General features: G+C 60.5%; 14 protein-coding genes. 5 read left to right on the forward strand and 9 right to left on the reverse strand.

Translation table 11 applies throughout. From position 1 onward, the window contains the following. Window positions 1-64 precede the first annotated feature (64 nt). Both ACJ8QF_RS17740 and ACJ8QF_RS17745 read right to left on the reverse strand, forming a co-directional pair. Window positions 65-1258, reverse strand: a complete 1194-nt coding sequence (locus tag ACJ8QF_RS17740; RefSeq protein ID WP_286093623.1) for an amino acid aminotransferase — start codon at window positions 1256-1258, stop codon at window positions 65-67. A gap of 83 nt (window positions 1259-1341) precedes the next feature. Further along, window positions 1342-1809 (reverse strand): Lrp/AsnC family transcriptional regulator, encoded by a 468-nt coding sequence (locus tag ACJ8QF_RS17745; protein ID WP_004936775.1) that lies wholly within the window; start codon window positions 1807-1809, stop codon window positions 1342-1344. Window positions 1810-2024: 215 nt separating this feature from the next. Between ACJ8QF_RS17745 and ACJ8QF_RS17750 the strand changes: the two genes are divergently transcribed. Further along, window positions 2025-2792: a transporter substrate-binding domain-containing protein gene (locus tag ACJ8QF_RS17750; RefSeq protein ID WP_015379217.1), complete on the forward strand. Its 768-nt coding sequence runs from the start codon at window positions 2025-2027 to the stop codon at window positions 2790-2792. 44 nt (window positions 2793-2836) lie between these two features. Here ACJ8QF_RS17750 and alr read toward each other — a convergent pair whose 3' ends face one another. Both alr and dnaB read right to left on the reverse strand, forming a co-directional pair. Further along, on the reverse strand, window positions 2837-3916 hold the full coding sequence (alr, locus tag ACJ8QF_RS17755) for an alanine racemase (protein WP_197753610.1): 1080 nt from the start codon (window positions 3914-3916) through the stop codon (window positions 2837-2839). Between the two features lie 17 nt (window positions 3917-3933). Continuing rightward, window positions 3934-5358 carry a replicative DNA helicase gene (dnaB, locus tag ACJ8QF_RS17760; protein ID WP_025160134.1) on the reverse strand — a complete coding sequence of 475 codons (1425 nt, stop codon included), beginning with the start codon at window positions 5356-5358 and terminating at the stop codon, window positions 3934-3936. A 167-nt stretch (window positions 5359-5525) separates the two neighbouring features. Here dnaB and ACJ8QF_RS17765 point away from each other — a divergent pair, with 167 nt between their 5' ends. Continuing rightward, window positions 5526-6509, forward strand: a complete 984-nt coding sequence (locus ACJ8QF_RS17765; RefSeq protein ID WP_004936764.1) for a quinone oxidoreductase — start codon at window positions 5526-5528, stop codon at window positions 6507-6509. A gap of 299 nt (window positions 6510-6808) precedes the next feature. Here ACJ8QF_RS17765 and pspG read toward each other — a convergent pair whose 3' ends face one another. Further along, window positions 6809-7027: an envelope stress response protein PspG gene (pspG, locus tag ACJ8QF_RS17770; protein ID WP_004936761.1), complete on the reverse strand. Its 219-nt coding sequence runs from the start codon at window positions 7025-7027 to the stop codon at window positions 6809-6811. Window positions 7028-7182: 155 nt separating this feature from the next. Then, entirely contained in the window at window positions 7183-8193 is a 1011-nt protein-coding gene (dusA, locus tag ACJ8QF_RS17775; protein WP_019453217.1) for a tRNA dihydrouridine(20/20a) synthase DusA, read from the reverse strand. A gap of 202 nt (window positions 8194-8395) precedes the next feature. Here dusA and ACJ8QF_RS17780 point away from each other — a divergent pair, with 202 nt between their 5' ends. Beyond that, the gene (locus tag ACJ8QF_RS17780; protein ID WP_131165455.1) at window positions 8396-8929 is read left to right on the forward strand and encodes a tetratricopeptide repeat protein; all 534 of its coding nucleotides are present in this window, start codon (window positions 8396-8398) and stop codon (window positions 8927-8929) included. An 18-nt stretch (window positions 8930-8947) separates the two neighbouring features. After that, window positions 8948-9493, forward strand: coding sequence for an RNA polymerase sigma factor (locus ACJ8QF_RS17785; RefSeq protein ID WP_442537730.1), 546 nt, complete (start codon window positions 8948-8950; stop codon window positions 9491-9493). A gap of 30 nt (window positions 9494-9523) precedes the next feature. Here the strand turns inward: ACJ8QF_RS17785 and ACJ8QF_RS17790 are convergent, their stop codons facing one another. Continuing rightward, the gene (locus ACJ8QF_RS17790) at window positions 9524-10096 is read right to left on the reverse strand and encodes a sugar O-acetyltransferase (protein ID WP_004936750.1); all 573 of its coding nucleotides are present in this window, start codon (window positions 10094-10096) and stop codon (window positions 9524-9526) included. Between the two features lie 245 nt (window positions 10097-10341). On the opposite strand from ACJ8QF_RS17790, the gene zur reads away from it, so the two are divergent. Continuing rightward, window positions 10342-10854 (forward strand): zinc uptake transcriptional repressor Zur, encoded by a 513-nt coding sequence (gene zur, locus ACJ8QF_RS17795; RefSeq protein WP_015379223.1) that lies wholly within the window; start codon window positions 10342-10344, stop codon window positions 10852-10854. 102 nt (window positions 10855-10956) lie between these two features. On the opposite strand, the gene ACJ8QF_RS17800 is transcribed toward zur, so the two are convergent. Both ACJ8QF_RS17800 and dinF read right to left on the reverse strand, forming a co-directional pair. After that, window positions 10957-11166: a CsbD family protein gene (locus tag ACJ8QF_RS17800; protein WP_004936743.1), complete on the reverse strand. Its 210-nt coding sequence runs from the start codon at window positions 11164-11166 to the stop codon at window positions 10957-10959. 315 nt (window positions 11167-11481) lie between these two features. Beyond that, on the reverse strand, window positions 11482-12819 hold the full coding sequence (gene dinF, locus ACJ8QF_RS17805) for an MATE family efflux transporter DinF (protein WP_033631971.1): 1338 nt from the start codon (window positions 12817-12819) through the stop codon (window positions 11482-11484). Between the last annotated feature and the right edge of the window lie 54 nt (window positions 12820-12873).

Raw genomic sequence — 12873 nt, forward strand, 5'->3', positions numbered from 1 at the left:
CGGCAATAAAAAAGGAGCGATATCGCTATCGCTCCCGATCAACGTCCGTTCAGACTAACAGGCGTTACTGCACCGCGGCAAACGCCTCGGCCACCTGACGCACGTTGTTGTGGTTCAGGCCGGCCACGCACATGCGGCCGCTGTGGATCAGGTAGACGCCGAACTCTTCACGCAAGCGATCGACCTGCGCCGCGCTGAAGCCGGTGTAGCTGAACATGCCGCGCTGCGCCAACAGGTAATCAAAGTTGCGCTGCGGCAGCGCGCTCTTCAGGGTGTCCACCAGCGCGTGACGCATCTCGAGAATGCGGCTGCGCATGCTCTCCACCTCGTCCAGCCACTGGGTTTTGAGCTGGGCGTCGTTCAGCACCTTGGCCACCAGCTGCGCGCCGAAGTTCGGCGGGCTTGAGTAGTTGCGGCGCACGGTGGCCTTCAGCTGGCCCAGCACGCGCCCGGCCGCCTCTTCGCTTTCGCACACCACCGACAGGCCGCCGACGCGCTCGCCGTACAGCGAGAAGATCTTCGAGAACGAGTTGCTCACCAGGCACGGCAAACCGGCCGCCGCGATGGCGCGAATGGCGTAGGCGTCCTGCTCCATGCCGCCGCCGAAGCCCTGATAGGCGATGTCGAGGAACGGAATGATTTCACGTTCGGCGATCACCTTGACCACTTCATCCCACTGGGCGGGGGTCAGGTCGGAACCGGTCGGGTTGTGGCAGCATGGGTGCAGCAGCGCGATGCTGTGCTTCGGCAGCTGTTTCAGCGCGGCGAGCATGGCGTCGAACTTCACGCCCAGGCTTTCGCTGTCGAAATACGGATAGGTATTCACTTTAAAACCGGCGCCGCTGAAGATGGCGACGTGGTTTTCCCAGGTCGGATCGCTGACCCACACCTGCGAATCCGGGAAATAGCTTTTCAGGAAGTCGGCGCCCACTTTCAACGCGCCGGAACCGCCGACGGTCTGAATGGTGGCGATGCGCCCCTGCTGCAACATCGGGTGCTGCGCGCCGAACAGCAGCTGCTGGATGGCGGAACGGTAAGACTGCAGCCCTTCCATCGGCAGGTATACCGAGGCGCCATGCTCGACGCTGTTCAACTGCGCTTGCGCCGCGGCGACCGCCCGCATCTGCGGAATGATGCCCTGCGCATCGTAGTACAGGCCGATGCTCAGGTTCACCTTGTGCGCGCGCGGGTCTTGTTTGAATTTTTCCATCAGCGACAGAATGGGATCGCCGGCATAGGCGTCAACGTTCTGGAACACGGGGTTTTTCTCCTGGTTTATTGTGGTTTTGGGCACAGCGTTACGTTCCTAATATAGACGGAAAAGCGCATTCGGTTTTAGCTTTATCTCGCCACCGGCAATAAACCGTTTTCCTTGATGCGATTGAGCACCACCGCCGTTTTGATATGCGCCACGCTTTTGTGCGGCGACAGCGTCTGGCTGATGAATTCGCTCAGCGCCGGCAGGTCCGCCACCGCCACTTTGAGCAGGTAATCGGCGTCGCCGGTGGTCTTGTAAGCGTCCAGGATCGCGTCCACTTCCTCCAGCATCTGATGAAAGCTGTCGATCTGCTCCTGCGCGTGCGTGATCAGGCTGACTTCGATCAGCCCCACCAGCCCCAGGCCGACCGCCTCTGGCGCCAGCCGCGCGTGGTAACCGCGGATCAGCTGCGCCTGCTCCAGGCTGATGCGCCGCCGCGAACATTGGGAGGCGGAGAGCCCCACCAGCTCGCTCAGCTCCTGATTGGTCAGACGGCCGTTGGCCTGTAACAGCGTCAGGATTTTCATATCAAAATCGTCAATGTTGTACATAGCCACCTGTAAACTGTGTTAATAAATGTTGACGTTACAGCCTACCAGTTTTTTTACCGTTGCCGACGTCACACCCTGGCGCTTAAATCGCGTACAGCAGCAACGCCCGGCGTTTTCTCCGGTAAGCGGCATAAAAAACGGCTAACTCATGCAGGCAAACGACAATTAACGGCGAAGTAACGCATAAAACCACGAATGTATAAAAAGGACGCCAGATGAAAAAGTTACTCCCTCTCGCGCTGCTGCTCGCCGCCGGCAGCGCCGGCGCACAATCCCACCTGGACAAAGTGCTGCAGCAAAAGACCCTGGAGGTCTGCACCACCGGCGACTACAAGCCCTACACCTTCCTCAAGGAAGACGGCGGCTATGAAGGCATCGATATCGACATGGCGGAATCGCTGGCGAAGAGCCTGGGCGCCAAGGTGAAGTGGGTGAAAACCAGCTGGAAAACCCTGACGCCGGACTTCGTCTCCGGCAAGTGCGACATCGCCATGGGCGGCATCTCCGTCACGCTGGAGCGACAAAAACAGGTGTTCTTCGCCGACAAGCTGGATACCGACGGCAAAATTCCGCTGGTGCGCTGCACCGACGTGAAGAAATACCGCACGATAGAACAGATCAACAAACCGTCGGTGCGCCTGCTGGAACCGGCGGGCGGCACCAACGAAGCCTTCGTGCACGCCTATCTGCCAAAAGCCAAGCTGACGCTGACGCACGACAACATGAGCATTTTCCAGCAGCTGGTGGATCGCAAGGCGGACGTGATGATCACCGACGCCTCCGAGGCACTGTATCAGCAGAAGCGTTATCCGAAGCTGTGCGCGGTGAATCCGACCAAGCCGATGCAGTACGGCGAGAAGGCTTACATGCTGCCGCGCGACGATCTGAGCTGGAAACTGTATGTGGATCAGTGGCTGCACCTGGCCAAGGCGACCGGCGAGTATCAGAAAATTATCGACAAGTGGTTGGCGGTAAAGAAGTAACGCGCTGAGAAACGGGGCCGACGCGCGTCGGCCCCTGCGGCGCATCAGTCGCCGATGTATTCCATCGCCACGCGCTGCGTGAGCTTGGTGATCAGTTCATAAGCGCTGATGCCGGTACAGGCGGCGATACGCTCGACCGGCAACGCCGGCCCCCACAGCACTGCTTCATCCCCCACCTTATCGGCGGCGTCCGGCCCGAGATCGACCGAAATCATGTCCATCGATACCCGGCCGACGATCGGCACTTCGCGGCCGTTAATCAGGATCGGCGTGCCGGTCGGCGCGCTGCGCGGGTAACCGTCGCCGTACCCCATCGCCACCACGCCAAGACGAGTATCGCGCGGGCTGATCCAGGTGCCGCCATAGCCCACCGCTTCGCCGGCCTGGTGCTCGCGCACCGCGATCAGGCTGGATTTCAGGGTCATCGCCGGCAGCAGGCCATGCCCGGCGCCGCTGCCGTTATCCAGCGGCGAGACGCCGTACAGAATGATGCCGGGACGCACCCACTCGTTGTGGGCGTCCGGCCACAGCAGCGTGCCGCCGGAGGCGGCGACCGAGCGCTGGCCCGGTTTGCCACGCGCGAACTGCTCGAAGCAGGCGATCTGTTTCAGGGTGGCGTCGGACTCCGGCTCATCGGCGCGGCTGAAGTGGCTCATGATATTGACTGGCTGCGCCACGTTGCGGCAGGCGCACAGGCGCTGATAAAACGCCTCCGCCTGCTCGGGGCGCACCCCCAGCCGATGCATGCCGGTATCGAGCTTCATCCACACCGGCACCGGACGCGCCAGCTCGGCCTGCTCCAGCGCTTCGAGCTGTTCGATGCTGTGCACCGCGGTTTCGATGTTGTTCGCCACCAGCACCGGCAGGTCTTCGGCGCTGAAGAAGCCTTCCAGCAGCAGGATCGGTTTGACGATGCCGCCGGAGCGCAGCATCAGCGCCTCGCCGATGCGCGCCACGCCGTAGCAGTCGGCGTCTTGCAGGGTATGTGCTGTTTCCAGCAGGCCATGTCCATAAGCGTTTGCTTTCACAACGGCAATCAGGCGGCTTTGCGGCGCCTGGCGGCGCACCTGTTGCAGATTATGTCGCAGAGCGCGGCGGTCGATTACAGCGGTTGCCGCTTTCATTTCAGTTCCTTAGCTGATTATTCGTCATCGTATTGTGGCCCCGCGTAGTTATCGAAACGCGACCACTGGCCGTTAAAGGTAAGGCGCACGGTGCCGATCGGGCCGTTACGCTGCTTACCGATAATAATTTCCGCGATCCCTTTCAGATCGCTGTTCTCGTGATACACCTCATCACGATAGATGAACATAATCAGGTCGGCATCCTGCTCGATAGAGCCGGATTCACGCAGATCGGAGTTGACCGGGCGTTTGTCGGCGCGCTGCTCCAGGCTGCGGTTCAACTGCGACAGCGCCACCACCGGCACCTGCAGCTCTTTCGCCAGCGCCTTCAGCGAGCGCGAAATCTCGGCGATCTCCAGCGTACGGTTGTCGGACAGGGCCGGCACGCGCATCAGCTGCAGGTAGTCGATCATGATCAGGCTAAGCCCGTCGTGCTCGCGGAAAATACGCCGCGCGCGCGAGCGCACTTCGGTCGGCGTCAGGCCGGAGGAGTCGTCGATGTACATGTTGCGCTTCTCCAGCAGGATGCCCATGGTGCTGGAAATGCGCGCCCAGTCCTCATCGTCGAGCTGGCCGGTACGGATGCGCGTCTGATCCACGCGCGACAGCGACGCCAGCATACGCATCATGATCTGCTCGCCGGGCATCTCCAGGCTGAAGATCAGCACCGGTTTTTCCTGGGTCATCGCGGCGTTCTCGCACAGGTTCATGGCGAAGGTGGTTTTCCCCATCGATGGACGGGCGGCGACGATGATCAGATCGGACTTTTGCATGCCCGCGGTTTTCTTGTTGAGGTCCTGATAACCGGTATCGACCCCGGTCACGCCGTCGTGCGGCTGCTGATACAGCTGCTCGATACGCGACACGGTGTCTTCCAGGATGCGTTCGATGCCCTTCGGGCCTTCGTCTTTGCTGGCGCGGTTCTCGGCGATTTGGAATACGCGGGATTCCGCCAGATCGAGCAGGTCTTCGCTGCTGCGCCCCTGCGGATCGTAGCCGGCGTCGGCGATCTCGTTAGCCACCGAGATCATTTCGCGTACCACCGCGCGCTCGCGCACGATGTCGGCGTAGGCGCCGATGTTGGCGGCGCTCGGGGTGTTTTTCGACAGCTCGGCCAGGTAGGCGAAGCCGCCGACCGAGTCCAGCTCGCCCTTCTGTTCGAGCGATTCAGACAGGGTGATGAGGTCGATAGGCTTGCTCATCTCCAGCAGACGCTGCATCTCGGTAAAGATCAGGCGATGCGGGCGGCTGAAGAAGTCGTTGGCGACCACACGCTCCGCCACGTTGTCCCAACGCTCGTTATCCAGCATCAAACCGCCCAACACCGACTGCTCGGCCTCCAGCGAGTGCGGCGGCATCTTCAGCCCTTCCATCTGACGATCTCTGGAACGCTCTCTGGTTTCGTCCGCGTTTGTTTTGTTGGTTGGTTTTTTTCCTGCCATGAAACGTAGTCTTTATCCGGTTGCGAATGAAGGATCTTGACGCGAGAGTATACGTGATTTTTGCGTCATAACCGATGCAAAAAAGGTATTGAATCCCGCACGGGTGAACTGGATCTCCGATACTAAAAAGAATAGGGTGAAATCAGACACTCAAACGAGGTAACGATATGGCCAAGCGCATTCAGTTTTCCGCCACCGGCGGGCCGGAAGTCTTGCAATACGTTGATTTTACACCGCTCGATCCCGCCGCCGGCGAAGTGCAGATCGAGAACAAGGCGATCGGCATCAACTACATCGACACCTATGTGCGCAGCGGGCTGTACGCGCCGCCCAGCCTGCCGAGCGGCCTCGGCACCGAGGCGGCCGGCGTGGTGGTCAAGGTCGGCGCCGGGGTCAGCGCGATCAAACCGGGCGACCGGGTGGTGTATGCGCAGTCGTCGCTCGGCGCCTACAGCGAAGTCCACAATGTGCCGGAAGAAAAAGTGGCGCTGCTGCCGCACAACCTCAGCTTTGAGCAGGGCGCCGCTTCTTTCCTGAAAGGGCTGACGGTGCATTACCTGCTGCGCCAGACCCACGACGTGCAACCGGGTGAAGTGTTCCTGTTCCATGCCGCCGCCGGCGGGGTTGGGCTGATCGCCTGCCAATGGGCCAAAGCGCTGGGCGCGCGCCTGATCGGCAGCGTCGGCTCCGACGAGAAGGCCGCGCTGGCGAAACAGGCCGGCGCCTGGGCCACCATCAACTACCACAAAGAGGATATCGCCCAGCGGGTGGCCGAGCTGACGCACGGCGAGAAGGTTGGCGTGGTGTACGATTCGGTGGGGCAAAGCACCTGGCAGGCCTCGCTCAACAGCCTGAAGCGGCGCGGCCTGATGGTCAGCTTCGGCAACGCCTCCGGCCCGGTGACGGGAGTCGATCTGGCGCTGCTGAATCAGAAGGGCTCGCTGTACGTCACCCGCCCTTCCCTTAACGGTTACATCACCAACCGCGCCGAGCTGCAGTACGCCAGCAATGAGCTGTTCTCGCTGATCGGCAGCGGCGCCATTCGGGTGGAAGTGAGAGACGAGCAGAAATTCGCGCTGGCCGACGCCCAGCGTGCGCACCAGGTGCTGGAAAGCCGCAGCACCAGCGGTTCCAGCCTGCTGATCCCCTGATAGCAGCCAAAGAAAAGGGCTCCTTGCGGAGCCCTTTCTGTTACTGCGTTTTGTAGGGGTAGAGCAGAGTCCGCCAGAGACAGGGGTTGCTTTAGCAACACGAATTTTAGGTGTCTCTCACGGTGATGAAATGGGTCGCATCACTGCATCGACCAACATCCTAACAGCCCCGTCCGGCAAAAAACACGCTTTATGTGCCACATCGCCGGGGAAAACTGCCAAGCTGTGATCGCTGCCGCATTAGCGTGGCGGGCAGTTATGCAAGTTTCATCGCGACTGACTGATTATTCAGCAAAAAATCAGTAACGCCTGACCTGGGGTTTCTGCATTGAACGGTAAATCCATACCCCAACCACCGCCAAAATCAGCCACGGCAGCAGCTTGATGACCACCGCGAATAACCCGCCCAACAACATGAACGCCGCCGCCGCCAACAGCGCAGCGAAGATCCCCAGCAGCGAGATGCCGGTCACCATCAGCATCACCACAAAGCCAATGAGAAAGAAGATTTCCAACATGATTGCTCCTTTGCAATGCAACGTATCTGCAGAGTGAATTACAAGAAGCGTGCCAGAATGGCGGAAGGGCTAACCTATTGAAAAAATGGGGAAGGCATCCGGCAATGCGCCGAATGCCTGGTGAAAAAGACTAACTGTTGGTCAAATTTTTTCGGCTACGCCATTTCGACACGCGGCTGGCGCACCAACGCCAGCGCCTGCTCCACCACCCGCGCATCGGCGCCCGGCTTGTGGGCGTTCTCGCTCAGATGGCGACGCCACTGGCGCGCGCCCGGCACGCCCTGGAACAGACCGAGGATGTGGCGAGTAATGTGGCCGAGATAGGTGCCGTTGGACAGCTCGCGCTCAATATACGGATACAGCGCTTCGACGATCGCCACGCTGTCCGGCACCGCGGTCTGCGCGCCGAACAGTTCGCTGTCGACCCGCGCCAGGATGCCCGGATTCTGGTACGCCTCGCGCCCCATCATCACGCCGTCCAGATGCTGCAAGTGCTGTTGCGCCTCTTCCAGCGTTTTCACCCCGCCGTTGATGGCGATGGTCAGCGCCGGGAAATCCCGCTTCAGCTGATAAACGCGCGGGTAGTCCAGCGGCGGCACTTCGCGGTTCTCTTTCGGGCTGAGGCCGGAGAGCCAGGCTTTGCGAGCGTGGATGGTGAACATGTCGCACTCGCCACGCCCGGCGACGGTCTGGATAAAGTCGCACAGGAAAGCGTAGCTGTCCTGATCGTCGATGCCGATGCGGGTCTTCACCGTCACCGGAATCGATACGACGTCGCGCATCGCCTTGATGCAGTCGGCGACCAGCGTCGCCTGCCCCATCAGGCAGGCGCCGAACATACCGTTTTGCACCCGATCGGACGGACAGCCGACGTTGAGGTTAATCTCGTCATAACCGCGCTGCTCCGCCAGTTTGGCGCAGTGCGCCAGCGCGGCCGGATCGCTGCCGCCCAGCTGCAGCGCCACCGGATGCTCTTCTTCGCTGTAGGCCAGATAGTCGCCCTTGCCGTGGATGATCGCGCCGGTGGTCACCATTTCGGTGTACAACAGCGTTTCCTTGGTCAGCAGGCGGTGGAAGTAACGGCAATGACGATCGGTCCAGTCGAGCATTGGCGCGATGGAGAAACGATTGGCGGCGTAGGTTGGGGCGTGGTTGTCTTTCGTCATGCTGAGTTACTGGCTACCTGAGTCTGTCTGGGTTCAACGAACGGCGCGCGGCCGCAAACGGCTATTATAACGACAATCGACGCCGTTGGGAAAACCGCCTTGCCGGTGGCGTAAATAAGCGGGAGTAAGGCGAATAAATTCACTCGTTCAGGTGTTATCTCATTACGGGCGCGCACGGCGCCTCTGCCTTGAGGACACAACCATGAACAGCTTCATTAAACGCCTGCTGGCATCGGCCATTGCCGGCTGCCTGCTGTTTTCCGGCGCGGCGCTGGCGATGGGCGGCGACGGCAGCGGCCAAACCCCGCCGACCTGTCCGAAAGGCCAGGTTTACGACAGTAAAACCCAGACCTGCACGGTGGATAAAGGCAGCAAAGTCGACGACGCCGACCGCACTAACTATGCCTATGCACTGGCGAAAAGCGGCCGCTATCAGGAAGCGATCGATATGCTCAACACGCTGCAAAATCCCAACACCGCCGTCGCACTGAATTATCGCGGCTACGCCACGCGCAAACTGGGCCGCACCGATGAGGGTATCGGCTATTATTTAAAATCAGTGGCCCTCGATCCGAAATACCCCAAAGTGCGCGAGTACCTGGGGGAAGCCTATATGCTGAAAGGGCGGCCCGACCTGGCGCGCCAACAGCTGCAGGTGATCCAGTCGCTGTGCGGCACTGGGTGCGAGGAGTACCGAGATTTGGCGGCAGCCATCGACCACCATCCGGAATCTTGATCCGACGCGCCTGCGGAGGTGACTATCAGCGGCGATGCGATACGCGATGAACTCGGCCACTATCTCTCCCGCCTGTGGCGCTATGCGCTGGTGCTTTCGCACCGGCGGGATGTCGCCGACGACCTGGTGCAGGCAACCTGCGTGCGTGCGCTGGAGCGCGCCGCGCAATTCACCCCCGGTTCACACCTGGATCGCTGGTTGTTTGCCATCTTGCACTCTATTTGGCTCAATGAAGTTCGCGCCCAGCATCGTCGTCAGGGGCAAGGCTGCATGGCGGCGGAAGAGCTTGGCGATGCGGACAACGGTGAACAGCCGGTCTGGCTCAATGAAGTGATGCGGCGCGTAAGCCGGTTGCCGGCGGCCCAGCGCAACGCGCTGTTTCTGGTGTATGTCGAAGGGCTGTCCTACCGGGAAGCGGCGAAAGTGCTGGCGGTGCCAATCGGCACCGTCATGAGCCGCCTGGCGGCCGCACGCCAGGCCTTGGCCGATGACCACCAGTTGCCAAACGACGATTCGCACCGTAAGAAGCCCCCTCCTCCGCCCTTGCCCCGCACTCGCCGATAAACCGCTGGCCGCCGATTCGTGTTAAGCGGCCTATTCCAACGCGCGGATAACCCGGCACGGCTGCCCCAGCGCCAGCACATTGGCCGGAATGTCGCCGGTGACGATGCTGCCCGCACCGATAGTCGTGCCATCGCCGATGGTCACTCCCGGCAGGATCACCACGTTGCCGCCGATCCACACGTTGCTGCCGATAGACACCGGCTGCGCCGAGGTGCGGAAAGGAAAAGCCGGGTCACCGGTAAAGCGTTCACCGGCCTTCAGCGGATGACTCGGCGTGTAGATTTGTACGTTGGGGCCGATCAGCGTGTTGTCGCCGATGGTGATGGTGTTGCAGTCGAGGAACACCGCATTGACGTTGATAAAACAGTTTTTACCGATGCGGACATGCTGCCCGTAGTCGCACCAGAATGGCGTTTCGATCCAGCTCGCCTCACCCCAGTTGCCGAACAGCTCGCCGAGCAGGCGATTTTTCTCGTCCGCCTGATGCGAGTCCAGCGCCCCCAGGCTTTTGGTCAACGCCCTCGCCCGATGGTACAGGGCGATCAGTTCTTCATCGCGGCTGTTGTATTCCAGGCCGCTTAACAGCTTCTCTCTTTCCGTCATCACACAGGGCTCCTGCTCATCACGCGAGTGAAAGGCGTTATACCGCTCTCGCCCGCTGCTCTCCAGCGCTAAAACCGGCAACGTTGATCTACCGCCCGGCGGAGGGGAAAAGTTGTGATGCATCTCTCTTTTAGCGCACTCAGCGCGCCTTTCTCTGCGCTATCCTCAGGGGAAAAGGGGGCAACTCTCGGCGATTCGCCGTAATCATGGTAAAATCGGCTTTTTTACGTACCGGGATATTTGCGATGAACTCAACCACCCAGGAAAAGCTGCTGGCGCAGGCGGAACGCCTCTGCCAGCAACGCAATGTGCGATTGACGCCGCAACGGCTGGAAGTGCTGCGTCTGATGACTCAGCAACCCGGTGCAATCAGCGCTTATGACCTGCTCGATCTGCTGCGCGTCGCCGAACCGCAGGCCAAGCCACCGACGGTCTACCGCGCGCTGGATTTTCTGCTGGAGCAAGGGTTTATCCATAGGGTGGAGTCCGCCAACAGCTACGTGCTGTGCCACCATTTCGAACAGCCGATGCATACGTCCGCGCTGTTTATCTGCGATCGCTGCGGCCAGGTGACCGAACGCACCACCGAAGGCGTGGAGGAAACGCTGCAGAAGCTGGCGCAGGAGGCCGGATTTGCGCTGCGGCACAGCGTGGTGGAAGCGCACGGCCTGTGCGCCGGTTGCGTTGAAGTTGAAGCTTGTGACAGCAAGCATGACTGCGCCGAACACGATCACAGCATCGCCATCAAGAAGAAGTAAGACGAAGTCAGGTACTTCCCTGTACCTGCGGCCGGGGCGCCAGAGGATGGGGCGACGCCGGCCTGCGCTGTTGCCGGCCGCCGTCAGTGGCGGCCCTGCGTGTTACCAGCGGTGTTTGGTGTGATCTTCCCAGGCCTTCACCTCTTTTTCGGCCGCCTCTTTCTGGTAACCGTAGCGCTCCTGGATTTTGCCGACCAGCTGTTCGCGTTTCCCTTCGATGACCGTCAGATCGTCATCGGTCAGCTTGCCCCATTTCTCTTTCACTTTGCCTTTCAGCTGCTTCCAGTTACCGTCGGCTTGATCTTTATTCATAGTCTCTCCGTTAACCTGTGGTGAATCAGTGATCCCTGTTGCCGGCCGGGGTTAACCAGAAGTTTTTCTGGCTGATGCTTCCTTCACCTTAAGAAGCACCGCTCCCCTTCATTTACCAGCCACATGATTCATTCTAGTTAAACATGGAAATAAAAAAGCCAATATGCAGAATAAAAAACCATTAACAAACAAAATAAAAACAAAAAACGCTAACAAACAACGAACTAACGCGAACAGACCAGGGCTGAAAACATGTAAGCAAACATGATCAAAATCATAAGAAAAACTAACCATTAACCCAACAACACGTCCGGTTTAATGGGCAGTAAACCAGCTGCCGCGCACCTGGTGACGGTGCCAAATCCAGCCCAACGCCAGACCGCGCAGCGCCAGAAACACCGCCAGCGCCAGCCAGAGGCCGTGGTTGCCAAGCAGCGGCACGCTGAACAGCGCCAAACCGTATCCCGCAGCGGCCACCGCCATGCTGTTGCGCATCTCGGCACCGCGCGTGGCGCCGATAAACATGCCGTCCAGCAAATAGCACCACACCCCAACCAGCGGCAGAATGACCTGCCAGGGTAAATAATGGGCGGCCAACGCACGCAGTTCCGGCAAAGAGGTCAAGGCTGCCACGATCTGCTGGCCGGTAACGGCATACGCCAGGCCGAAGGCCAACGCGACCAGCCCTGCCTGCCTGCAGGCCGCGTGCCACACCTTGCGCAGTTGGCTGTCGTCCCGGGCGCCGTAGGCGTGGCCCGAATGAGCCTCCACCGCATAAGCGAAACCGTCGAGCGCATAGGCGGTGAACGTCAGCAGATTCATCAATACCGCATTGACCGCCACCACCTCGCTTCCCAGGCGAGCGCCGAAAATGGTCAACGACGCAAAGCACAGTTGCAGCAACAATGAGCGCAGCATGATGTCGCGGTTGAGCGCCAGCAGGCGACGCAGATCGCCACGCCAGGCCTGGCGCAGCATCTGCAGGGTAATACCGCGCAGGCGCATCACCCGCCACGCCAACCACAGGCCGAGCAGCAGCGTAGCGTATTCGGCGATGGCGGTTGCCGCCGCCGCCCCCCGCACGTTCCAGCCCAGGCCCATCACCAGCCAGATATCCAGCACGATGTTCAGCAGGTTGCCGACGATCAGCAGGATCACCGGCGCCCGCACGTACTGTACGCCAAGCAGCCAGCCCAGCAGCACCAGGTTGGCCAGCGCCGCCGGGGCGCTTAACCAGCGGATCTCAAGAAAACGCCGCGCCTGTTCCAGCACCTCGCCATCTCCACCGACGATCCGCAGCGCCAGTTCGATCAGCGGATAACGCAGCAGGACGATCGCCGCGCCGCCCAACAGCGCCAGCAGCAACGGTTGCATAAAGGCGCGCGCCAGCGCCTGCGGATTCTGTGCCCCCAGCGCTTGCGCCGCCAGACCGGTGGTGCTCATGCGCAGGAACAGCAGCAGCATGAACAGGAAGCTGGTCGCCACCGCGCCGATCGCGACGCCCCCCAGGTAGATCGGGCTGTCGAGGTGGCCGATCACCGCGGTGTCCACCAGCCCGAGCAGCGGCACGGTAATATTGGAGAAGATCATCGGCAGGGCGAGGCGCCACAGGGCTTTATCGGTGTCGCTGGTGAAAGCGGAAATCAGGCGCATGATGGGATGTTCCTGTGACTGAGTGACAAAGGGCGAAGTCAGAAACAAAAACGC

Source organism: Serratia sp. CY81684, from assembly GCF_052166595.1.
Classification (GTDB): Bacteria; Pseudomonadota; Gammaproteobacteria; order Enterobacterales; family Enterobacteriaceae; genus Serratia; species Serratia nematodiphila.